This window comes from Campylobacter concisus, assembly GCF_015229955.1.
In the GTDB taxonomy this organism is placed as follows: domain Bacteria; phylum Campylobacterota; class Campylobacteria; order Campylobacterales; family Campylobacteraceae; genus Campylobacter_A; species Campylobacter_A concisus_AT.
This window is the reverse complement of record NZ_JAAKYZ010000001.1, coordinates 192,050-213,009: the sequence shown is the minus strand read 5'-3', so window position 1 is coordinate 213,009 and position 20,960 is coordinate 192,050. Positions and strand designations below refer to the sequence as shown.

Sequence of the window (20,960 nt, the reverse complement as noted above, 5' to 3'; positions counted from 1 at the left end):
AGTCCCAAAAAGCAAGTAAAAATTTTACTCTTCACTACTGCTATTGAGAGCAAAAAAAGTATCAGTATGAATATTTTCAAATGCTGCTTTTAGCGAAGTAAAAAGTTTTGGATTTTCTTTTTCTAAGGTTGCTAAAAGCTGTTTGGTTTCATATCTAGCATGCGGCATCTTTACGTCAAATCTCATTGCAGGGCATGCTTCATCACCGATAACTCTTAATTCATTTTTGATAGCATTCTCGCGAAGCTGTCTCTCGCGAACGAAGATAAATGGCCTAATAACCGTGATTCCATTTTTTGCAGTATATTTTGGGGCAAGCGTCCTTAGTGCACCATTATATGTAAAGTTCATAAAAAAGCTCTCCGCGGCATCGTCTAGATGATGAGCAATCGCGAGCTTATTAAAACCATGCTTTAAGGCGTAAGTATAAAGATAGCCTCTTCTCATACGAGAAAAGAAACTACAAAAACTGGAATTCTTACGGATTTTCTCTTTTGAAATTTCAAAAATTGAGCTATCTATCACTTCGTGCTCTATTCCGTGCTCATTGCAATGCTTCGTAAGATAAGCGTAGTCCTCACCCATGCCGTAGCTTAGTGTTACTGCTTTAAACTCAAATTTTTCAGGTGTAACGTTTTGGATATGCTTTAGTACGTGAGCTAGTGCGAGGCTATCTTTACCACCGCTAAGACCAAGCAAGATCTTATCTCCGCCCTCTATCATCTTGTATCTGGCGTTTGTCTGACCAACTTGCCTAAGAAGCCTTTTACTAAGCTCTATCATAAGCTTTCTACCATTTCAAGTATAAATTTTGCACTAACATTTGCTGAATCTTGCAAAAATTTATCAAAGTCAAACTCTGCTGCATCACCAGCTCCATCGCTGATAGCTCTTAGTATAAAAAATGGCACACCAAGTGTTTCGCAAACTAGTGCAACGCTAGCACCTTCCATCTCGGTAGCGCTCGCATTAAATATCTTTTTTATCCAAGCTTTCTTTTCATTATCGCAGATAAACTGATCTCCGGTCGCAATAATACCAGCACTTAAGCTCATATCTTTTTTATCAGCTATCTTTTTTGCCAGTTCATTTAGTCCTTCATCGCTTTTAACAAATATACTTGTGCCTGGTACATAGCCATAAGGATGGCCAAAAGCCGTGATATCAAGATCATGTTGCACTAAGCTAGTAGCATAAAGCATATCGCCTATTTTTAAACTCTCATCAAGTGAGCCAGCTACGCCAGTAAAGAGCAATTTTGAGGCCTTAAATTTTTCTACCATTAAAGTTGCCGTTATGGCTGCATTTACTTTACCTATCTTTGAATAGGCAATGACTAGCTCTTTTCCCTTATAGTTTGCTAAGTAAAATTTATTATTTGCATATTGAACAGTTTTATATTCACCAACCATTTCAAGGATCGGTGTTATCTCCTCTTGCATAGCTCCAAGTATCGCTATCATCTCTCCTCCAAAATTTTCACAACTTCTTCAAGACTTGCCATATCAGTAATACTATAAGTTGGCTTTTCAGTAATTTTTTTATTGATGCCCTTTAACGTCGCAGCACCAAGCTCGATAAAACAATCAACATCATTTTCATAGTTTTTAATGCTCTGTTTATAGCAAACTGGTTTTATTAGCTGCTCTTTTAGTAGGACTAGTGCTTCGCTTTTATCAGTATAAATTTTAGCATTTACATTTGAGACAACTGGAGAAAAATTGGTAGCCAAAGTACTCTCAAGCTCGCTTGCTAGTCTAACACTAGCTGGCTCAAGTATCGGACAATGGCTTGCTACTGACATATTTAAAAGCATTACTCTTTTTGCGCCAGCTTCTTTAAATTTTGCTTCATAACTAGCAAGATCGGCTCTTACGCCAGCGACAACGATTTGTCCATCGCAGTTGTAGTTTGCAGCGTAAATTTGTAAGCCCTCATCCTGTGCTTCTTTACAAATCCCCTCAACAACTTCGTCGCTAAGTCCAAGCACTACCATCATGCCAGCATCTTTGCCAACGCAAGCTTCTTGCATAAATTTACCACGTAAATTTACAAGTCTAATCGCTTCAACAAAGCTAAACGCACCACTAACCGCAAGGGCTGTAAATTCTCCTAGCGAGTGACCTAGGCTAAACTCTGGATTAGCTTTTATGCGCTCACTAAAAGCTAGATAGCTCATAAGCGAGTTTAAAACGATGGCAGGTTGAGTAAATTCTGTCTTATCTAGCTTATCATTTTGTGTAAATAAAAGCTCTTCAAAGTCAATGCCTGTGTCGTTGCAAGCGTCATTTAATAGAAATTTTGCCGAAGAGAAATTTTCATAAAAATCTTTCCCCATGCCAACACTTTGCGAGCCTTGACCCGCAAAAATAAAAGCAAATTTTTTCATTTTGGCTTCTTAGTGGTGGTGATGTCCGTGACCACCGCAACCGCAACCACCTTCGCCATGTCCATGACCACCGCAGCACTCATGCTCGTGATCATGATCATGTCCTCCACAACCGCAAGTGTGAGCGCCTGCTACCATGCCAGTTGCTTTTTCATCTTCAGTTGCGTCTCTAACTTCTAAAATTTCAACATTAAATAGCAAGTCTTTGCCAGCGTATGGGTGGTTAAAATCAACTGTTACTTCGTCATCTTTGATCTCTTTAACGATGACGCGAACGCTTGAGCCATCTTCATTTTGACCAAAAAGTTCCATGCCTTCATGTAGGTCTATACCAGCAAATTGCTCTTTTGGAAGTGATTGGATGGCATCTTTATTGTATTCGCCGCAACCCTCAGCTGCTTTGATATTTATAGTAGCTTTGTCGCCTGATTTTAGCTTGCTAACTTCTTCTTCAAGCTTTTCTATAATATGGCCATGTCCTGTAATAAAAGAAATTTGACCACCTTCTTGCATATTTGACTCTAGAATTTCACCAGTGTTGGCATCTTTTAGTTCGTAAAACATAGTTATAACTTGATCTTTACTCACAATAATCTCCTTGGAATTTAGTTTTGATTAATGTGAGATTATATCTAAAAAAGAGTAAATTTTAGTTTCTGTTGGGAGCGGCTTTAGCTTCTTTGCTATCTGGATAGCCTACTTTTAAAGCCTTATAAAACCTATTTGCACTTTGAGTATCACCGATCTTATCAAAGCTTATAGCTGTGTGATACAAAAGTTTTGGAGTGTAGTCAGCCTTATCTTCACTTTGTATACTTTTTTTATAGTATTGTATGGCTGTGCTATATGATTTTTGACTATAAGCAACTTCACCTAGATAATAATTTGAAGCACCAGTTTTATAGCCTTTTTTATTTAAGTATTCAAAATATTCGGCTGCTTCTGTGCTATTGCCAGAATTTAGAAGTTTAATGCCATCAGCTAAAATATCTTTATCGCTTTTGCCACTAAAATTTGAAGTTGGCTTATTTTGTTGTTTTGGATTTGCATTTTGCTTTGGTTGAGCAGCATTTTTATCCATTATCGCGCCTAGTTTATTTAAGGCAGCAGTAATATTTTTATAGTTTTTATCTTGTATATCCCTAGTCTCATCAACATAAGCTTTTAATGATGCCAAACTTACACCAGAATCGCTTATACCGCCATTGACTTTGGTTTCGATATCGTTCATTCTTTGCTCAAGCTTGTTCATCCTAGCACTCATGCTCTCGATCAAGCTTTGCAAACCTTGAAGTTGTTCTGAAACATTATCCATGTTTTCTTCGATATTTTGAACGCTTCTTTTATTGCTTAGAGTTGCTTTTTCATCATCTGTTAGTCCGTATGGATTTGCACTATCCATATTGCCTGCGTCAAATGCTGAAACTTCTTGAGCTGAACTTATAGAAAAAGCGGCTCCAAGAAGAGCCGCAATGATTATTTTTTTATTCATTATTTACTTACAGATTAAGGAAGTACTTTGAAATCTGCACGTCTGTTTTGAGCGTCGCAAGCTTTTGTTTTGTCTGTACAAACTGGGTTGCTTTCGCCAAAGCTTACTACAGCGATTCTATCAGCGCTAACGCCATTTCTTACAAGAGCGTCTTTAGCACTTTTAGCACGTTTTAGACCAAGAGCATAGTTATACTCATCTGTACCCCACTCGTCGCAGTTACCTTCTACTTTTATAGAAAGAGCTTGAGCGTCAGCTTGGTTAAATACTGATGCATTTGAGCTAACAACACCTTGTTGGTCAGCTTTGATATTAAATTTATCAAAGTCAAAGTATACACTTTTAACTTGGCTCTCGATGTTAGCGATAAGAGCTGCTAATCTATCAGCATCACTCATGCTACCTGAGTTATCTGCAGATTGATTTGAATTTGCATTCATATCAACTTCAGGGTTTTTAGAGCTACAACCGCTCAACAATAAAGTTGCAACTGCAACACTTGCTAGAACTACTTTTTTCATTCCTTATCCTTTTTGAAAGATTTGGTCGAATTATAACATATTTTTTTAAATATTACCAGAATATTACCAATCAATAGATTGAATTTTACCTACTTTTAATGGAAATTGGAAACTTCTGTTTTCATTTAATCTAACAACACCAAGTGAGCTTTGACCGCCAAGTTCTTTGATAAATACGACACTTTGACCATCACTTGAAAATCTTGGATAGTTATTTTTACCATTTGCTGTAAGCTGACGGATAAAATCAGTCTGAGTTGAGATTAGATAGATATTAAAGCCACCACTAGCCTCTCTACTTGAATAAACTACATAGTTTTCAAAAGTACTTACTGAGTTATTGTTTTTGCCATGAAATACCATTTGCTCAACACTTCCGCCTGAAGTTGCAGGTGTTGCGAAGATATTTGGATATCCAAGTCTATCTGAGACAAAAACTATTCTGCTATCATTATCTACGAAATTTCCATTTACATCAATGCCTGGATAGTTTGTGATCTGAGTTAATTTTTTGCTACCTGTATTATAGATGAAAATATCTGGTTGATCCTTTGGAGCCATAGTTAATAGAATTTTACTTCCATCTTTGCTAACATCAGATGCTATAAGCATACCCATACTATCTATTATCTTTGTTTTAGTGCCTGAATTTAGATCATATCTAAACAAAGTTGGTCTGTTATTTACATAAGATGTATAGTAAAATTTACTCTGATCAGCGCCTGCCCATTTAGGGAAGATATTTAGACCGCCACTTACGATCGTCTTTTGATAAGTAAGTGTATAATCAGCCACTATAATAGAGCTTTGGCGAGCCGAAGTGTATTTTGCTAGGATAATAAATTTCTCCATCCAGCCAACTGGTGGTAAATTTAGCTCATTTGTTAGCTCAACAATACTTTTGTGTGCCAAAAACGGATATTTAGCACCATCAGGCATGTTATATACTCTCTCATACCTTGTAGTTGCAGTCTTTGCGTCGATGAGTTTTACTCTTAAAGTAAGAGGTGAGCCCATAGAACCTTCAAGAGCATATCTAAAGATAAGCTCAACACCTTTGTCGCTCATTGTATTTGTAGCTGCTGTTCCCTCATATGTTGAAGGCACGTGATCTTCGATAACCTCAAAGTCTGAGCTAACTTTCAAGTCGCCTAGCATGATCTTAAAGAATTTATCTTTAAAGCCTGCATCACTAACAGCTGTAGTTGCATCTTGCAAAGCTATCTTTGGCAAAGCAACACCTTGGTTTATAACAGATATGGTCGCGTCAGCAGCATAAAGCCCTAGAGCAACGCACAAAAAAAGAAAAATTTTCTTCATCTCTACTCCGTAAATTTATAAATTTTAGTTTATTTTATCTTCTAAATTTAAATTAAAAGTAGTACTTTTGTCTGGATTAAATGGAAATTTCTCTGCAGTAAGCTTTTCCAGGCACTCTCTAACCTTTGCATTAAACTCTTCATTATACGATAGCTCTAAAATTTCATAGCTAAAATTTCCACTCTGATCTATCATGACTTTTACTTTGGCAAGGTTTGCAGAGTCGGCTTTATAGCTTTGCCATCTTCTTTGAATTTGTTTTGTTATAGCACCCATCAACGGATCATAAGTGCCGGTCATTTGTGACTTTGGAGCTGTTGGGTTTTGATCTATCTTTAAGCTCTTGATGATGTCGCTAGCCTCTTTTGCAGCTTTTGAGCTAGAAGCCTCGCTTTTTTTGCGACTTTGCACTTTATTTTCAGCCTTTTTTATACCATCATCTTTTTTAAGCTTAGTCGAGTCTATGTCACTAAAGAGATCTTTTATATTTGGCTCTTTTGGTTTTGGCTTTTCAACTGGCTTTGGCGTAGGTTTAGGCTCTGGTTTTGGCTCTGGCTTGACATCCTCTTTAGGCTCTTCACTAGGTTTTGGGATTTCAGGCTTTGGTTCTGGTTTTTTAGGCTCAGGTTTTGGCTCTTCTTTTGGAGGAGTTGGCAAGCTTGGGGTTGGTAATGGCTCATCTGGCACAACAGGTTTATTTGTAGTCTCTTGTTTGTCTTCTTCTGACTCTTTTTTAGGTTCTGGTTTTGTCTCTTTTACGACCTCTTTTGCTTGTTTTGGCGCTTTTATGGTTTGATCAACTTCTCTATCAACCATAACTACGTCCATAATAGCATCTTTGTCATCAGTATATTTTTTAGGAGGTTCGCTAAAAAAAGTAAGCTTTATAAACAAAGCAAGCACAATGATAATGTAAATGCAAAACGCTACAAAAAACGAACTAAGCGTTGGAAATTTAACTTTATTAGACATCTTAACCGTTTGTCTCTAAAGCTACTTTATTAAAACCAGCACCTTTTAAAGTCTTTAATACAAACATAACATCATCGTATTTTAAATTTTTATCAGCCTTTATGTATATAGGCGAGGTTTTGTCATATTTTGCACTCATTAGTGCAATGTTATCTGGAAGTTCAGCAAGGCTCATTGTACTTTGATCTATTCTAACTTGTCCTTGTGCATTTATAGACACTATAAGATCTTTTTGTTTAGACGTAGATGTTTTTGCCTTTGAGCCATCTGGCAATGTTATATCTTCTTGATATGTTATAGTTGGCATTGTAACCATTAAAATAGCCAACAAAACAAGCATGATGTCAACAAGAGGCGTTATGTTTAACTCTGGTGTTTCGTCGTCAAATTTAAGAGCCATCTATAACGTCTCGTCATCTTTTTTAAGTGCTATCATAACGTCAGCTTGACGCTCGATAACGCTCATTAGTTCGTAAGCTTTTCTTTTTATAAGCAAGTTAAATGTATATGCTGGGATAGCAACAAAAATTCCGCATCCAGTAGCGACAAGCGCTTCTGAAATAGCTGGAGCGATAATACCAAGTGATGAACCTCCGCCATTTCCAAGCTGTGAAAATGTCTCTAAAATAGAAACAACGGTTCCAAAAAGACCGATAAATGGAGAAGTAGAAGCTATTACACTAAGCCATGTAAGCCCACTTGTAGCATTTTTTTCGGCAATGCTTATGCAAACATTTAGCTTTTCTTTCGAAATTCTACCACTTGCGCACTTCTTTAAAGATGAGTCATTTGGTATATTTTTAGCGCCCATAAGTAGTGCTTCAAGCGCATTTTGCTCGCGTTTTTGCCAAGCCCCTATGCCAGCCATTCTTGAAAAAAGAATTGTAAAACTAACTATAAAATATATTGACAACCAAGTTAAAACTATAATTGTAATAAAACTACTTCTTTGAATGTAATTTAAAAATATATCTATTCCGCCCACTTATCTTGCTCTCACTACATTTTCCATTTTTGATATAGTTGCTGCAAAAGCATTTGTATCACTACTCATACTCTCTATTAAATTTCTAGCAGCTTCTAATGAATTTGCAAGCTCACTTTCACTATTGCCAGAGACATAGACTGCACCGTCAGCTAGTATAACTACTTTGCCCTCATCGATCTTTGCATAGCCCCAGTTAATAGCAACTACATCATGCTTTTTATGCTTATCTTCTATATCTATAATACCTGCTTTTAAAAGAGATATTAATGAGGCGTGGTTTGGTAAAACACCAAACTCACCCTCGCTACCTGGAAGCACTACACTACTCACGTCATCATTAAATATCTGACCTTGAGGAGTTACGATCTCTAAATGTAATTTATCCATTACGCTTCCTTTTTAAATTTAAGCCTTAAGTTTTTCAGCTTTAGCTAAAGCCTCATCTATATTTCCAACCATATAAAATGCTGCTTCTGGTAGATGATCATATTTACCTTCTAAAATTCCCTTAAAGCCAGCGATATTTTCATCAAGACTTACATATTTGCCAGGGCTACCTGTAAATACTTCAGCAACGAAGAATGGTTGAGATAAAAATCTCTCTATCTTTCTTGCTCTATCAACTGTTAGCTTATCTTCTTCGCTAAGCTCGTCCATACCAAGGATAGCGATGATATCTTGAAGGTCTTTATATTTTTGAAGCACAGCTTGAACGCCGCGAGCTACTTTATAGTGATCTGCTCCTAAAATTTGAGGATCGAGCATTCTTGATGTTGAATCAAGTGGATCAACAGCTGGATAGATACCTTTTTCTGCGATCGATCTGTTAAGAACTGTCGTAGCATCAAGGTGAGCAAAAACAGTTGCAGGAGCTGGGTCTGTAAGGTCGTCAGCTGGAACATAAACAGCCTGAACAGAGGTAATCGAACCTTTTTTGGTTGATGTGATCCTCTCTTGGAATTTACCCATCTCACTTGCAAGAGTTGGCTGATAACCAACAGCTGATGGGATACGTCCAAGTAGAGCTGACATCTCTGCGCCAGATTGAGAGAAACGGAAGATATTATCAATAAACATCAAAACGTCAAGTCCCATCTCATCACGGAAGTACTCAGCCATTGTAAGACCAGTTAGTGCGATACGGTTTCTTGCTCCTGGTGGCTCGTTCATTTGGCCATAGCACAAGGCAACTTTATCCAAAACGTTACTTTCTTTCATTTCGTGATAAAGGTCGTTTCCTTCACGAGTTCTCTCACCAACGCCTGCAAATACAGAGTAACCGCTATGTTTAAACGCAACGTTGTGGATAAGCTCCATAATAATAACCGTTTTACCAACACCAGCACCACCAAATAGACCAACTTTACCACCCTTGGCATAAGGAGCTAGAAGATCAACTACCTTGATACCAGTTTCGAAAATTTCACTCTTTGTACTTTGCTCTTCAAATGGAGGAGGATCGCGGTGGATAGACCAGTACTTATCAAAATTTATACCCTCGCCCTCGTCGATCAAATCGCCAACTACGTTAAAAATTCTACCCAAAACTTTTTCGCCAACTGGCACACTAATAGGTGCACCAAGCGCTTTAGCCTCTAAGCCACGAGTCAGACCCTCACTCATATCCATAGCGATCGTTCTAACTCTATTATCACCTAGGTGAGCAGCAACTTCTAATATTAGTTTATGTTTCTTGCCCTCAACCTCAAAGAAAACTTCGATAGCTTCATTGATCTTCGGCAAGTAGTCATTAAAGTCAACATCGACCACAGGGCCCATAACTTGACTAATAACACCCTTCATTCATACTCCTTTTATTTCATTGATTCAACACCACTGATGATCTCGATAAGCTCAGTGGTAATAGACTCTTGTCTTGCTTTGTTGTAAGCAAGATTTAACTGTTTGACTCGTTGTTTAGCATTGTTTGTTGCATTATCCATAGCTTGCATTCTAGCGCTGTGCTCAGCCGCTAAAGAGTCAACTAAAGCATAATACATACTATACTCAAAATATTTATTGAGCAATTCATCCATAATCTTAGTATAGTTGTCCTCTGGCTCAAATTCCATCAAAGAATTTGTCTCAACCGCAACTATCTTAGACGGCTCAATAGGCACAATATCATTTACTCTAATCTCTTGAGAAATCATATTTTTATAGCCATTGTGTATTAGCACAACCTTATCTGTTATGCCGTTTGTAAAATCATCAATAGCGTCTTTTATGATCTTTTGAGCTTTTTCATAAGTAGGAGAAGAGCTAGCTCCGACATAAGTCTCAAGTAGTTCAACGCCTTGGAAATTGAAAAATTCAATGCCTTTTTTACCAACAGCTCTTAGTCTAACTTTGATCTTTTTGGCTTTTAGCTCATCGATCATGCGCCTAACTGTCTTTATAGTTTGGACATTAAAGCCACCGCAAAGCCCTTTATCAGCGGTAACAAATATAATATCAACCTTTTCTACACTCTTTGTTGTGTTAAAAAATTTACTCTCAGTCATAACTGAAGCGTATTGATTGATCTTATAAGCTATCTCCGATAAAACCTCATTGATCTTAAGTGCATAGACTCTAGAGTAGCGTGCAGCCTCTTCAGCTTTGCGAAGCTTTGCTGTAGAGACAAGCTTCATCGCGCGCGTCGTCTTTTGAGTGTTCTGGACGCTCTTGATCTTTCGTTTTATATCTTTTAAATTTGACATATCTTAGCCCTAGTTAGCGGCAAAAGTCGCTTTAAAATCTTTCAACGCTTTATGTAAAATTTCTTCTACTTCTTTATCAAGAACTTTTTTAGTTCTGATCTGCTCAAAAATTTCAGGGTATTTTGCCTCAATATATGGATATAACTCAGCTTCAAATTTTGTTACATTTGCAGTTGCAACATCATCTAAATAGCCCTTAGCACCAGCAAATATGATAACTACTTGATTCTCAACTGGAAGCGGAGAATATGGAGGTTGTTTTAGTACTTCAACCATTTTTTGACCGCGCTCTAGTTGTTTTCGTGAGCTCTCGTCAAGGTCACTTGCAAACTGAGCAAAAGCTTGTAGTTCGCGGTACTGAGCAAGGTCTAGTCTTAGCGTACCAGAAACTTGTTTGATAGCTTTGATCTGAGCTGCACCACCGACACGAGAAACAGACAGACCAACGTTAATCGCTGGGCGGATACCTGAGTTAAATAGGTCACTCTCAAGGAAAATTTGACCATCTGTAATAGAAATAACGTTTGTTGGAATATAAGCTGAGACGTCGCCCGCTTGTGTCTCGATAATAGGTAGAGCTGTCAAAGATCCCGCACCTAGTGCGTCATTTAGCTTACTTGCTCTTTCTAGAAGTCTTGAGTGAAGGTAGAAAACGTCACCTGGATAAGCTTCACGACCTGGTGGTCTTCTTAAGATCAAAGACATCTCACGGTAAGCAACCGCGTGTTTTGACAAGTCATCATAGATGATTAGTGCGTGGCGAGAGTTATCTCTAAAGTATTCACCCATTGTTACACCAGCGTATGGGGCAAGGTATTGAAGCGCAGCTGCGTCACTAGCACCAGCATTTACAACTATTGTGTAGTCCATAGCGCCATATTCTTCAAGTTTTTTAACGACTTGAGCAACGGTTGATTGTTTTTGACCGATAGCTACGTAGATACAAATGACATCTTGACCTTTTTGGTTGATGATAGTATCGATAGCAACTGTTGTTTTACCAGTTTGGCGGTCGCCGATGATTAGCTCTCTTTGGCCTCTACCGATTGGCACAAGTGCGTCGATAGCTTTGATACCTGTTTGAAGTGGCTCATGAACGCTTTTTCTTGCCATGATACCTTTTGCTTTTTCTTCGACGAAGCGAGATTCAGTAGCTTCGATTGGTCCTTTTGCGTCGATTGGCTCACCGAGTGAATTTACAACACGGCCGATCAATGCATCGCCAACTGGAACGCGTAGAAGTTTTTTAAGTCTTTTTACAGAACTTCCTTCTGTGATACCGCTAGTTTTTCCAAGGATAACTATACCAACACTGCTCTCTTCAAGGTTAAGAGCCATGCCCTTTTCACCGCTTTCAAACTCAACCATCTCACCAGCCATAACGTTTTTCAAACCATAAACGTTAGCAACGCCATCAGCGACTGAGATGACTTTACCGGTCTCTTCTACATCAACACTTAAATCAAAATTTTCGATACGCTCTTTGATTATCGTGCTAATTTCGTCAGCTTTAATTTTTACACTCACGCTTTCACTCCTTTTTAAATTGCTTTTAATATATATTCACTCATTTGACTTTTTAGTCTGTCGATAGAGAAATTTACCTCGACACCTAAATCGTCTAACTCAACTTTTACGCCGTTGTAATCGCTCTTTGAGCCATCAAGCTTGATCTTAGAGTTAAATTTCTTAGAGAAATTCTCTTCCAAAGCTTTTAGCTGATCAGCGCTTAGATCAAAATTTCCAATAACCTCACCACGATATGTATTTTCAAGTAGAGACTGCTCTATCTTCATCTCGTTTAAGATCGCTGGGATAAGCTCTAGTCTTTTGTTTGCGCCAAGAAGCTTAATAAAATTTGCAAATTTAGCATCTTGATTTTTAACCAAAGATAGTACAAATTCAACCTTTTGTGAAGCCTTTAAAGTAGGCAAACTTATAATGCTTTTAAATTTATCACTAGCAAAAGCTGCTGCCAGCTCTGATAAATTTTCAACAAATACATTAAGTTCATTTGATTTTACATCGCTTAAGATCGCTTTTACGTATTTTTTAGCTACTACTTCATTCATTAGCTAACCTTTTTAAGTATGATATTTACAAGCTCTTTTTGATCGACTTTTAGGCTATCGCTTGAGAAAATGTCGCTCAAAATTTCGTTTACAACGCCTTTTGTCATCTTGCGCTCTTCAAATTCTTTTTGCTCTTTGTAGCTCTTTTGAAGATTTGCTATATCATTTTGAGCATCACTTTTAACCTTAGCAGCTAAATTTAAAGCCTCTTTTTTTGCAGTTTCGATTAAGGAATTTGCATTTTGCTTAGCTTCCTCAACACGCTTTAGAGCATCATCTTTTTTGGCCTTAGAATCACGGAGTTTTTCTTGTATACTTTCAAGCTTATTTGCGATCCTATCAATTCTACTTTGGTAAAGAGTTTTTAGTGGCTTAGCTGCAAAATATACCAAAATAGCAAAGAAAAGTAAGAAGTTTAGCGTTCTCTCTACTATATCGTAATTTGTTCCACCATGCTCACTAGCATAAGCTAGAAATGGAAGTGCTAGAAAAAATAAAATTTTTATCTTCATAAAATTCCTTTAAATTTTAGAGAGCTTGGCATTTAAAGCCGCTCTAAGTTCAGGTAGTTTAGCTGATAGATCTGCTTTTAAGTTATCTTTCTGGGAGCTTAGAGCATTTAAAAATTCATTGTAATCAGCCTCTAAACTAGTTTTTACGGCATTTACTTCTTTTAAAGACTCTTCTTTTGCCAAATTTAAGGCTTCTTGCCTTATTTTATTGGCCTCAGTCCTTGCGTTTAATATAATCTCTTCAATCTCTTTTTCATGAACACTTAGATCACTTGCATTTTTACTAGTACTCTCTTCATCATTTTTTATAGAGGCATTTCTGTCATCTATGAATTTGAGCATTGGCTTATAAAGCAAGGAATTCAAAATAGCGATCAATACCAAGAAAACGACAGCCGTTAAAAGCATCAATGGCACATCTATTTCTAACATCCACTCTCCTTATTTTATCATTAAGTTTTATTTAATATTCAAATTAAAGTCTGATTTTACAATAAATTACTAAAAATAAAAATAAATTTGTAATTCTATTTTAGCCTAGAAATAAATTCTTCCACCTGTGAAATATTATTAAATTCTAAAACTAGATTGCCAGATTTTACTTTTGTATTTATCTTTAAATTTTTAAAAATTTCTTGTAAATTTGATAGTTTTTTACTCATTTCCTCAGAAATTTTTGGTTTTTTGTCTTTTATCTCTTCCTTGTTTTTTATCTTTTTTACTAAAATTTCTGTGTCCCTAACGCTTAACTTTTGACCGATGATCGTATCAACAACCATCTTTTCTTCTTCGGTGCTAAGCCCAACTATAACTTTAGCGTGACCTTGTGTAAGCTTATCTTCTTGTAAAAGTTTTTGTGTATAGTCGCTAAGAAGCAGAAGTCTCATTGTGTTTGTTATTTGAGTTCTGCTCTTATGGATGATGTTTGCTAAGCCGTCTTGTGTGATCTTATACTCATTTATAAGCTCTTTATACGACTTTGCGAGTTCGATTGGATTTAAATTTTCACGTTGAATATTTTCAATAAGCGCAAGCTCTCTTAAATTTTGAGACTTGATATCAGCGATGATCGCCTTTATCTTGCTTCCTCCAAGCATCTTCGTAGCGCGGTATCTTCGCTCACCGGCTATTAGCATATAGCCATCATCTTTTTTGATGACGATTATTGGCTGGATCAGTCCGTGCCTTTTGATGCTGGCACTTAGCTCTTTTAAAGCTTCCTCGTCAAAATGCGTTCTTGGTTGGTATGGGTTTGGCAAAATTTCATCTATGTTTATCTCTTCGACTATCTCAGAGTCATTTAAATTTGCAATCTCTTTGCTGTAGGCCTGCTCTACATCTTCAAGTATCGCGCTAAGTCCTCGCCCTAATCCACCTTTTTTCGCCATTTTTTTCCTTATTTTTTAGTTTAAAATACAATATGCCAGATTTTGATACGCAATTGAGCCAGGCGATTTTATATCATAAAGTATCACTGGCTTGCCAAAACTTGGGCTTTCAGCAAGTTTCACATTTCTTGGAACGACCACAAATTCCTCTTTGCTGTCCTTACTCTTAAAGAGCTTATTTTCAAAATGCTGCTTTAAATTTGCAATTGTCTCTTTTGAGAGATTATTTTGCGAACTAAACATAGTCGGCAAAAAGCCCTTTATATTTAGCTTTGGATTTATTGTCTTCTTAATAATCTTGACTGTATTTAAGATCTGCGCTAGTCCCTCAAGTGCATAAAATTCACATTGAATCGGGATGATAACACTATCACTTGCACTAAGAGCATTTATCGTAATGCTACCAAGTGCCGGAGGACTATCGATGATGATAAAATCATAGTCGTTTACAACTTCTGAAATTTTATTTTTAAGGATTAGTTTATAGTCCTTATTTTGGTCGTTAAATTCTTGCTCAATGCCTACAAGCCCAATATTTGATGGAGCTAAAAAAAGTGTTGGGATCTCAGTTTTTAACACGATTTGCGAGAGCTTTTTTCTATCTGTTAAGACGTGATAGATATTAAACTCATAGTCACTTCTGCTAAAACCAAGCCCAGTCGTCGCGTTTGCTTGTGGATCGATGTCTATTAATAATACCTTTTTCTCAGCAACTGCCAGTGATGCGGCTAAATTTACGGCTGTTGTAGTCTTGCCAACGCCGCCTTTTTGGTTAGCTATTGTTATTATCTCACTCATCTTAAAGAATATACCTTTTCCCCGTTTAATAATATCGCTCCATCCTCGCAAATTTCAGCATCTTGAAGCGAAACAGCTCTATTTGCAATATGCGTAATAAAACTTTTTGACTTGCAAAAGTCTATCCTAAATTTGCTAAAAATTGGCTTCCATAAAATCTTTTTATCAAGCATGCTAACAAAGCCCCAAACTAGCTCATCTACGCTAGTTTTGATATCCAAAATGCCCGCGTTTTCGGGCGCGCTAGCCAAATTTATCCCCATGCCACAAATGTAAATTTCATCCACTTTATTTGTCAAGGTGCCGCCTATTTTAAGGTCATCTACGTAAAAATCATTTGGCCATTTTAGCCAGCACCTTGAGCCAAGTTCGCTCAAGACTTCACGCATCAGCATAGAAAAATATATCGAGATCGAGGGCGGAGGTATGTCGCTTGGTAGCTCATCTTCGCTTATGCAAAATGACATAAATAAATTTCCGCCAAGCCCCTCCCAGCTGTTGCCGCGGCTGCCGACTCCTTTAGTTTGATTGTGCACTACGATCATGTGCGGAGGCTTTATCTCGCCGTTTTTTAGGGCTTCTATCAAAAATTCCTGCGTCGAAGGCAGACTTTGAAAAAACTCTACTTTCAAATCACACCTTAAATTTATAGAAGTGATTTACCGGATTTTGTCCGCCGCCGATGATGACCGCGTTTTTGATAGCGTTAAAGATATAATCATGCGCATTTTTCACGCTTTCTTTTAGACTATGTCCATTTGCTAAATTTGAAGCGATCGCGCTTGATAGCGAGCAGCCTGAGCCGTGTGTCGCAGTCGTTTTTATGCGCTCATCGCTAAAAATTTCATACTCTTTGCCATCATAAAATATATCAAGCGACTTGCCATTAAGCTCGCCACATTTTAGATAGACGCTCTTTGTGCCAAATTTCAAAAGCTCCTTGCAAGCCTCTTTTAGCTCGCCCTCGCCTTTTAGCTCACGCTTTAAAATTTCGCGCGCTTCAAAGATATTTGGCGTGATCACGCTTGCAAGCGGGAAAAGCTCCTCCACGATCGCGTCTTTTGCAGCGCCCTCTAGCCAGATGTCGCCATTTTTACAGCTCATGACTGGGTCAAGCACGACTGGCGGTAAATTTTTGATCTCTCTTAGCGTTTTTGCGACACTTTTGATGATCTCAACGCTTGGGACAACGCCTATTTTTATCACATCAACTCTTATATCATCAAATATCGCTTTGATCTGATCCTCGATGAGCTTTGGTTCAACTAGCTGCATGCCAAAGATGCCCTTTGTATTTTGAGCAGTGACCGCTGTGATCGCTCCCATCGCATATACGCCGTGTGCTATAAAGACCTTTATATCAGCTAAAACTCCAGCTCCGCCACTTGGATCAACACCTGCTATACTTAACGCATTTTTCATAACCGCTCCTTTAAATTTATTTTAATTCATCGCCAACGCTAAGGCGCTTACCATTTATATATGCTTTTGCGTTTGTTGGCTTTTTGCTTGGCTCTTGAAGCTCATAAATTTTGACCGACCCACCCTTGCAAGCAACCACGACGTGGTCCTTTTCTACGCTTAAAATTTCTCCGCTTTTGCCACTTTTGTCGCTTAGCTCAAGCGATAAAATTTTTAGCCCGTTTGCCAGATAAAGCCCTGGCCAAGGTGTGAGCGCCCGAAATTTATTATAAATTTGCCACGCCTCTTCGTCAAAGCTAAAAAGTCCGTTGCTCTTGCTTATCTTTTTGCAGTGCGTGGCCTGCGCGTCGTCTTGCTTTTGTGGCTTTAAATTTTCAAAATTTTTAAGCACTTTTACGATTAGCTCACCACCAAGCTCGCCTAGCTCACTAAAAAGCTCGCTTGACATCTTACTCTCGCAAGGCGTGTAGATGAAGTCTAGCATATCGCCAGTGTCAAGGCCAGCGTCCATTAGCATAGCTGTGACGCCAGTTTGCTTCTCGCCTGCTAGGATCGCGCTTTGAATGGGGCTAGCACCTCTATATTTTGGCAAGATAGAAGCGTGTAAATTTATACAAGTCGCCACGTCAAGCACACTTTGTGGCAAAATTTTGCCATAAGCTGCCACTACGATAAATTTAGGTTCAAATGCCTTTAGCTCGGCAACCACTGCCTCATCTTTTAGCGTATTTGGTGTAAAAACTGGCACGCCTCCTAGCTCATTTTGTGCGTAAATTTTAACCTCGCTTGGGGTTAAAATTTGCTTTCTGCCAACTGGCTTATCAGGCTGGGTAAAGACCGCTTTTATGTTAAATCCAGCCTCTTTTAAATGTCTAAGTATCCTAACGGCATAATCAGGCGTCCCCATAAAAACTACATTCATCACTTTCCTTTAAATTTCAACGACTTTTATTTTGATCTGCATTTTGCCTACTTGGCGGCCAAGAGGCGCATGGATATTTCTGCCAGCTAATCTTTTGAAAGACTAAACTTCTTAGCTCATCAACGCTAATTTTGCCATTTTGATCGGTATCTAAGCTCTTAAATTCCTCACTAGTGCATAGATCTGGTGCTATTTTTAGCGCTGATGGCGCCTTACATGCTCTCCACTCATCTAAATTTAGCATGCCGTCGCGATCTATGTCATTAAAATCTAAAAACATATACGCCGGATCCGCTGGCTCGCAGCTATATGCGCTAAGGCAAAATAGCATAATGCAAAAAATTTTCTTCATTTTATCTTCTTAAATTTCTAAGTTCAAAGTGCCAAAAATTCGCAACTCAAAGCTCCTTTTTAAGCAGCTCAAGCAGTGCAAATTTAAGCTCGTCTATATTCTCGTTTGTCGCTGATGAGATTGGCAAAACAAAGTATGGCTTTTTCGCGTCAAAGCTGTATAGGTCTTGCTTATATACAAATTTACCAACTTGATTTGGCTCTAAATTTATACTTTTCATAAATTCTTTTATATTTTCATCTAAATTTTCAGCCGCATCGACTCTCGTTATAGCGACCGCATAGTCCCTGCTAGCAAGCACACTTGAAAATTTAGCGACCTCCTCTTTTAGCACGCTAAACTGCTCGCTCATGCTTCTGTAGTTCGCACTATCTATCATAAAAAGCAAAATTTTATTTCTCTCGATGTGCTTTAGAAACTGCACGCCAAGACCGCGTCCGTCGCTCGCTCCCTCGATGATGCCAGGGATGTCAGCCATGACAAAGCCGCTAAACTCATCGACCTCGACAAGTCCGAGCTTTGGCGTAAGCGTAGTAAATTCGTAGTTTGCGATCTGTGGTTTGGCGTTTGAAACGGCTGAGATGAGGGTTGATTTGCCGACATTTGGAAAGCCAACAAGTCCCACGTCAGCTATCAGTTTTAGCTCGAGCCTGACCTCTACGCTCTCTTCTGGCATGCCCTTTTGAGCGTATTCTGGAGCTTGGTTGATAGAGCTTTTAAAGTGGAAATTTCCAAGTCCGCCTTTACCACCCTTTAAAAATAGCGTCTTTTGACCCTCGCTAACTATATCACAGAGTAGTTCATTTGTCTGCGCATCATAAACAGCTGTACCAGGAGGAACTATGAGTTCTAAATTTTCGCCCTTTTTGCCAGTCATTCGCTTGCCCATGCCAGCTTCACCATTACCAGCTTTCATGGCTCTTTTACCCTTATAATTTGCTAAAGTATGGGTATTGTTGTCACAAACAAAATAAACATCTCCGCCATCTCCGCCATCTCCGCCATCAGGACCACCTAAAATGACGTGTTTTTCACGGCGAAAACTCACAGCTCCAGCTCCACCATGCCCCGAACTTAGAGTTAATCTTGCACTATCTATAAACATTTTTTACCTTAAATTTTTTATTTGGATTATATCCAACTTTACTGAAATTAAATCGTGATATCTTGTCTAAAATAAAGCAAAGACAATCAGCATGAAGCCTAAAATATAAAGTTATGGTTGATTTAAAATTTCTCTCAAACAGCTATTTAAAAAATTCTAAACACTAAATAAAAATTTTGATTTTTGAATAATTTTAAGAAAGAAAGGGGCGATTGCCCCTGGGATTATGCAGCTGGATAAACAGATACTTTTTTTCTGTTTTTATCAAGTCTTTCAAATTTTACAAAGCCATCGACTAAAGCAAAAATAGTGTGATCTTTGCCAAGACCTACGTTATTTCCAGCGTGAGTTGCTGTTCCTCTTTGGCGGATTATTATATTTCCAGCACGAACGAACTCACCACCAAATTTTTTAACACCTAATCGGCGTCCGATACTATCACGGTTATTTTGGGTTGAACCCTGACCTTTTTTGTGTGCCATATCTTTATCTCCTTAAGCTGTGATACTTACGACTTTTACACGTGTAAATTGTCTTCTAAAGCCGCGTTTTAGTTTTGAGTCTTTACGTCTGCGTTTTTTGTAGATAACTACTTTTTTGTCTTTGCCTTCATTAACGACCTCAAGAACAACTTTTGCACCCTTCACAAATGGCGCACCTACCTTTACTTCGCCGTCATTTACAGCTAAAACTTCTGTAATCTCAACGGTTGATTTAGCTTCAGCACTAAAGTGGTCTAGCTTAAGGTACTCGCCCTCGCTAACACGATATTGCTTACCGCCATGCTTAAATATAGCGTATTTTGACATACTCTACCTTTCTAAAATTTGGTAAGACCAAAAAGCACTTTTTTGAAAAAGATTTATGGAGCTTTATTGGTTGTAAGGTGTGAATGTTAGCCAAAAGTTTATAAATTCTACTTTAATACCCCTGATTTTATGATCTCGTCGGCTAAATTTTTAATCATCGCATCGTGATCCAGAAAAAATGTCTTATCATTTGGCAAATAAGGCTGATATATCAGAGTTTTGGCTACTGGTGCGCTTAAGATCACATTTATCAGTTTAAATTCAGGCGGCAAAACAAAATAGAGTTTTGGCTTGGGAATTTCATTTTGAAAGAGCCTCTTTGCGTAAAATTTACTGAAATTTTCATTTTTTGGTAGTTTTATCTCTTTAAAAAGCTCAAATGGCAAAAAGTAGCGCGCTAAGGCGTGAAGTCCATGCGCAAAAATATAAAGTCGTTTTTCAAATTTAGGTGCATCTGTCCTGCCAAAAGTGGAGCAAAATTTCTGCAAATGCTCGCTCATAGCAGCCACATCTTTTTCATGCAAGGCAAGCACAAATTTAACCGCCTCTCTTTCGTTTGCTGGCTTTTTGGAATCTGCAAAAGTGCGAGCTTTTTCTAGGGCAGGGGCGAGTAAATTTTCATCTTGCCAAAGCATCGCCGTGAGCAAATCATCCATGACACATAGAAATTTATAGCCGTTTTTGCTAGGTGGCAGGCCTTTTGGAAAGATGCTTGCCATACTATCTGTGTCGCCACAAGCGATAGCAAAAAATGCCGGTATGAGCCTCTCGCACTGGTCATATCCACCGCTGCATCCTGGGAGTAAATTTAGCTTAGCGTATTGAAAAATGAGATCATTTAGCCTCTCGGCATCGCCATCAGCTAGGCACTTTTCAAGATAAATGTCGTAGCATCTAGCTCTTGAAAAAGAGAGTAATCGTATGAGCTCACATAAAAAGTCGTATTCGTTTAAATTTTTCTCTTTTATTTGGTCGTAAATGCTTGCATACTCGTCTAAAAGTAGCTCTTCATCGCTTTTTGGTGGTTTTTTGGTTTTGAAAAAGTTAAATAAGCTTTCTAAAAATGACATTTTGTTTGCCCCTTATTTTTGCTAATTTTAGCCAAAAACACCTAATTTTCACGTGCAAAAGGTGGCTTTAGCGGATAGTTTAACCGCATTTTGGCTATAATCGCCCCAAATTTAAGCAAGTATGGG

Annotated in this window: 27 protein-coding genes; all 27 read right to left on the bottom strand. The window is 38.1% G+C overall.

Annotation, left to right across the window (positions count from 1 at the left end):
- Positions 1-24 precede the first annotated feature (24 nt).
- Complete coding sequence (locus tag G6W45_RS01095; protein ID WP_021090654.1) at positions 25-783, bottom strand: tRNA 2-thiocytidine biosynthesis TtcA family protein; 759 nt, start codon at positions 781-783, stop codon at positions 25-27.
- A complete protein-coding gene (locus tag G6W45_RS01090; protein WP_148821212.1) occupies positions 780-1,463 on the bottom strand; it encodes a 5'-methylthioadenosine/adenosylhomocysteine nucleosidase in 684 nt (227 codons plus the stop codon). Before G6W45_RS01090 ends, G6W45_RS01095 begins: the two co-directional genes overlap by 4 nt.
- A complete protein-coding gene (gene fabD, locus G6W45_RS01085; protein WP_194167236.1) occupies positions 1,460-2,389 on the bottom strand; it encodes an ACP S-malonyltransferase in 930 nt (309 codons plus the stop codon). Before fabD ends, G6W45_RS01090 begins: the two co-directional genes overlap by 4 nt.
- Before the next feature lie 9 nt (positions 2,390-2,398).
- Positions 2,399-2,983, bottom strand: a complete 585-nt coding sequence (locus G6W45_RS01080) for an FKBP-type peptidyl-prolyl cis-trans isomerase (RefSeq protein WP_223154902.1) — start codon at positions 2,981-2,983, stop codon at positions 2,399-2,401.
- A gap of 55 nt (positions 2,984-3,038) precedes the next feature.
- Positions 3,039-3,881: a tetratricopeptide repeat protein gene (locus tag G6W45_RS01075; RefSeq protein WP_194167235.1), complete on the bottom strand. Its 843-nt coding sequence runs from the start codon at positions 3,879-3,881 to the stop codon at positions 3,039-3,041.
- A 14-nt stretch (positions 3,882-3,895) separates the two neighbouring features.
- Positions 3,896-4,402 (bottom strand): OmpA family protein, encoded by a 507-nt coding sequence (locus G6W45_RS01070; RefSeq protein ID WP_002939415.1) that lies wholly within the window; start codon positions 4,400-4,402, stop codon positions 3,896-3,898.
- A gap of 63 nt (positions 4,403-4,465) precedes the next feature.
- Positions 4,466-5,722 (bottom strand): Tol-Pal system protein TolB, encoded by a 1,257-nt coding sequence (gene tolB / locus G6W45_RS01065; protein ID WP_009294339.1) that lies wholly within the window; start codon positions 5,720-5,722, stop codon positions 4,466-4,468.
- Between the two features lie 24 nt (positions 5,723-5,746).
- Positions 5,747-6,694 (bottom strand): TonB C-terminal domain-containing protein, encoded by a 948-nt coding sequence (locus G6W45_RS01060; RefSeq protein ID WP_194167234.1) that lies wholly within the window; start codon positions 6,692-6,694, stop codon positions 5,747-5,749.
- Position 6,695: 1 nt separating this feature from the next.
- The gene (locus G6W45_RS01055) at positions 6,696-7,094 is read right to left on the bottom strand and encodes a biopolymer transporter ExbD (RefSeq protein ID WP_002939405.1); all 399 of its coding nucleotides are present in this window, start codon (positions 7,092-7,094) and stop codon (positions 6,696-6,698) included.
- Positions 7,095-7,679 (bottom strand): MotA/TolQ/ExbB proton channel family protein, encoded by a 585-nt coding sequence (locus G6W45_RS01050; RefSeq protein WP_194167233.1) that lies wholly within the window; start codon positions 7,677-7,679, stop codon positions 7,095-7,097.
- Positions 7,680-8,069 carry an ATP synthase F1 subunit epsilon gene (atpC, locus tag G6W45_RS01045; RefSeq protein WP_002939398.1) on the bottom strand — a complete coding sequence of 130 codons (390 nt, stop codon included), beginning with the start codon at positions 8,067-8,069 and terminating at the stop codon, positions 7,680-7,682.
- Positions 8,070-8,087: 18 nt separating this feature from the next.
- Positions 8,088-9,485, bottom strand: coding sequence for a F0F1 ATP synthase subunit beta (gene atpD, locus G6W45_RS01040; protein WP_194167232.1), 1,398 nt, complete (start codon positions 9,483-9,485; stop codon positions 8,088-8,090).
- A gap of 11 nt (positions 9,486-9,496) precedes the next feature.
- Positions 9,497-10,384: an ATP synthase F1 subunit gamma gene (gene atpG / locus G6W45_RS01035; RefSeq protein WP_002939426.1), complete on the bottom strand. Its 888-nt coding sequence runs from the start codon at positions 10,382-10,384 to the stop codon at positions 9,497-9,499.
- 9 nt (positions 10,385-10,393) lie between these two features.
- Entirely contained in the window at positions 10,394-11,911 is a 1,518-nt protein-coding gene (gene atpA, locus G6W45_RS01030; RefSeq protein ID WP_194167231.1) for a F0F1 ATP synthase subunit alpha, read from the bottom strand.
- 14 nt (positions 11,912-11,925) lie between these two features.
- Positions 11,926-12,456 carry a F0F1 ATP synthase subunit delta gene (locus G6W45_RS01025; protein ID WP_107709107.1) on the bottom strand — a complete coding sequence of 177 codons (531 nt, stop codon included), beginning with the start codon at positions 12,454-12,456 and terminating at the stop codon, positions 11,926-11,928.
- On the bottom strand, positions 12,456-12,968 hold the full coding sequence (locus tag G6W45_RS01020; protein ID WP_087578448.1) for a F0F1 ATP synthase subunit B: 513 nt from the start codon (positions 12,966-12,968) through the stop codon (positions 12,456-12,458). The genes G6W45_RS01025 and G6W45_RS01020 overlap by 1 nt, the downstream gene beginning before the upstream one ends.
- A gap of 9 nt (positions 12,969-12,977) precedes the next feature.
- Positions 12,978-13,400 carry a FoF1 ATP synthase subunit B' gene (locus G6W45_RS01015; RefSeq protein WP_021091014.1) on the bottom strand — a complete coding sequence of 141 codons (423 nt, stop codon included), beginning with the start codon at positions 13,398-13,400 and terminating at the stop codon, positions 12,978-12,980.
- 95 nt (positions 13,401-13,495) lie between these two features.
- Entirely contained in the window at positions 13,496-14,356 is an 861-nt protein-coding gene (locus tag G6W45_RS01010; RefSeq protein ID WP_194167230.1) for a ParB/RepB/Spo0J family partition protein, read from the bottom strand.
- A 15-nt stretch (positions 14,357-14,371) separates the two neighbouring features.
- Positions 14,372-15,154 carry a ParA family protein gene (locus G6W45_RS01005; RefSeq protein ID WP_021090449.1) on the bottom strand — a complete coding sequence of 261 codons (783 nt, stop codon included), beginning with the start codon at positions 15,152-15,154 and terminating at the stop codon, positions 14,372-14,374.
- Entirely contained in the window at positions 15,151-15,786 is a 636-nt protein-coding gene (locus tag G6W45_RS01000) for a biotin--[acetyl-CoA-carboxylase] ligase (RefSeq protein ID WP_194167229.1), read from the bottom strand. The genes G6W45_RS01005 and G6W45_RS01000 overlap by 4 nt, the downstream gene beginning before the upstream one ends.
- Position 15,787: 1 nt before the next feature.
- A complete protein-coding gene (thiD, locus tag G6W45_RS00995; protein WP_194167228.1) occupies positions 15,788-16,576 on the bottom strand; it encodes a bifunctional hydroxymethylpyrimidine kinase/phosphomethylpyrimidine kinase in 789 nt (262 codons plus the stop codon).
- 16 nt (positions 16,577-16,592) lie between these two features.
- On the bottom strand, positions 16,593-17,498 hold the full coding sequence (gene fmt / locus G6W45_RS00990; RefSeq protein WP_194167227.1) for a methionyl-tRNA formyltransferase: 906 nt from the start codon (positions 17,496-17,498) through the stop codon (positions 16,593-16,595).
- 16 nt (positions 17,499-17,514) lie between these two features.
- Positions 17,515-17,850: an EF-hand domain-containing protein gene (locus tag G6W45_RS00985; RefSeq protein WP_194167226.1), complete on the bottom strand. Its 336-nt coding sequence runs from the start codon at positions 17,848-17,850 to the stop codon at positions 17,515-17,517.
- A 46-nt stretch (positions 17,851-17,896) separates the two neighbouring features.
- Positions 17,897-18,955, bottom strand: coding sequence for a GTPase ObgE (gene obgE, locus G6W45_RS00980; RefSeq protein ID WP_194167225.1), 1,059 nt, complete (start codon positions 18,953-18,955; stop codon positions 17,897-17,899).
- 224 nt (positions 18,956-19,179) lie between these two features.
- On the bottom strand, positions 19,180-19,437 hold the full coding sequence (gene rpmA / locus G6W45_RS00975; protein WP_002942569.1) for a 50S ribosomal protein L27: 258 nt from the start codon (positions 19,435-19,437) through the stop codon (positions 19,180-19,182).
- Positions 19,438-19,449: 12 nt separating this feature from the next.
- Entirely contained in the window at positions 19,450-19,764 is a 315-nt protein-coding gene (gene rplU, locus G6W45_RS00970) for a 50S ribosomal protein L21 (protein ID WP_194167224.1), read from the bottom strand.
- 107 nt (positions 19,765-19,871) lie between these two features.
- On the bottom strand, positions 19,872-20,834 hold the full coding sequence (locus G6W45_RS00965; protein WP_194167223.1) for a hypothetical protein: 963 nt from the start codon (positions 20,832-20,834) through the stop codon (positions 19,872-19,874).
- Positions 20,835-20,960 lie beyond the last annotated feature (126 nt).

Excerpts from the sequence above, each read along its gene's own strand:
- G6W45_RS01020 (WP_087578448.1), bottom strand. The coding sequence starts at position 12,968 with ATGAAGATAAAAATTTTATTTTTTCTAGCACTTCCATTTCTAGCTTAT.
- G6W45_RS01025 (WP_107709107.1), bottom strand. The coding sequence starts at position 12,456 with ATGAATGAAGTAGTAGCTAAAAAATACGTAAAAGCGATCTTAAGCGAT.
- atpD (WP_194167232.1), bottom strand. The coding sequence starts at position 9,485 with ATGAAGGGTGTTATTAGTCAAGTTATGGGCCCTGTGGTCGATGTTGAC.
- G6W45_RS00965 (WP_194167223.1), bottom strand. The coding sequence starts at position 20,834 with ATGTCATTTTTAGAAAGCTTATTTAACTTTTTCAAAACCAAAAAACCA.
- rplU (WP_194167224.1), bottom strand. The coding sequence starts at position 19,764 with ATGTCAAAATACGCTATATTTAAGCATGGCGGTAAGCAATATCGTGTT.
- G6W45_RS01075 (WP_194167235.1), bottom strand. The coding sequence starts at position 3,881 with ATGAATAAAAAAATAATCATTGCGGCTCTTCTTGGAGCCGCTTTTTCT.
- G6W45_RS01015 (WP_021091014.1), bottom strand. The coding sequence starts at position 13,400 with ATGTTAGAAATAGATGTGCCATTGATGCTTTTAACGGCTGTCGTTTTC.
- fmt (WP_194167227.1), bottom strand. The coding sequence starts at position 17,498 with ATGAATGTAGTTTTTATGGGGACGCCTGATTATGCCGTTAGGATACTT.
- G6W45_RS01005 (WP_021090449.1), bottom strand. The coding sequence starts at position 15,154 with ATGAGTGAGATAATAACAATAGCTAACCAAAAAGGCGGCGTTGGCAAG.
- G6W45_RS01055 (WP_002939405.1), bottom strand. The coding sequence starts at position 7,094 with ATGGCTCTTAAATTTGACGACGAAACACCAGAGTTAAACATAACGCCT.
- thiD (WP_194167228.1), bottom strand. The coding sequence starts at position 16,576 with ATGAAAAATGCGTTAAGTATAGCAGGTGTTGATCCAAGTGGCGGAGCT.
- G6W45_RS01010 (WP_194167230.1), bottom strand. The coding sequence starts at position 14,356 with ATGGCGAAAAAAGGTGGATTAGGGCGAGGACTTAGCGCGATACTTGAA.
- atpC (WP_002939398.1), bottom strand. The coding sequence starts at position 8,069 with ATGGATAAATTACATTTAGAGATCGTAACTCCTCAAGGTCAGATATTT.
- rpmA (WP_002942569.1), bottom strand. The coding sequence starts at position 19,437 with ATGGCACACAAAAAAGGTCAGGGTTCAACCCAAAATAACCGTGATAGT.
- fabD (WP_194167236.1), bottom strand. The coding sequence starts at position 2,389 with ATGAAAAAATTTGCTTTTATTTTTGCGGGTCAAGGCTCGCAAAGTGTT.
- G6W45_RS01095 (WP_021090654.1), bottom strand. The coding sequence starts at position 783 with ATGATAGAGCTTAGTAAAAGGCTTCTTAGGCAAGTTGGTCAGACAAAC.
- obgE (WP_194167225.1), bottom strand. The coding sequence starts at position 18,955 with ATGTTTATAGATAGTGCAAGATTAACTCTAAGTTCGGGGCATGGTGGA.
- G6W45_RS01090 (WP_148821212.1), bottom strand. The coding sequence starts at position 1,463 with ATGATAGCGATACTTGGAGCTATGCAAGAGGAGATAACACCGATCCTT.
- G6W45_RS00985 (WP_194167226.1), bottom strand. The coding sequence starts at position 17,850 with ATGAAGAAAATTTTTTGCATTATGCTATTTTGCCTTAGCGCATATAGC.
- G6W45_RS01060 (WP_194167234.1), bottom strand. The coding sequence starts at position 6,694 with ATGTCTAATAAAGTTAAATTTCCAACGCTTAGTTCGTTTTTTGTAGCG.
- G6W45_RS01070 (WP_002939415.1), bottom strand. The coding sequence starts at position 4,402 with ATGAAAAAAGTAGTTCTAGCAAGTGTTGCAGTTGCAACTTTATTGTTG.
- tolB (WP_009294339.1), bottom strand. The coding sequence starts at position 5,722 with ATGAAGAAAATTTTTCTTTTTTTGTGCGTTGCTCTAGGGCTTTATGCT.
- atpG (WP_002939426.1), bottom strand. The coding sequence starts at position 10,384 with ATGTCAAATTTAAAAGATATAAAACGAAAGATCAAGAGCGTCCAGAAC.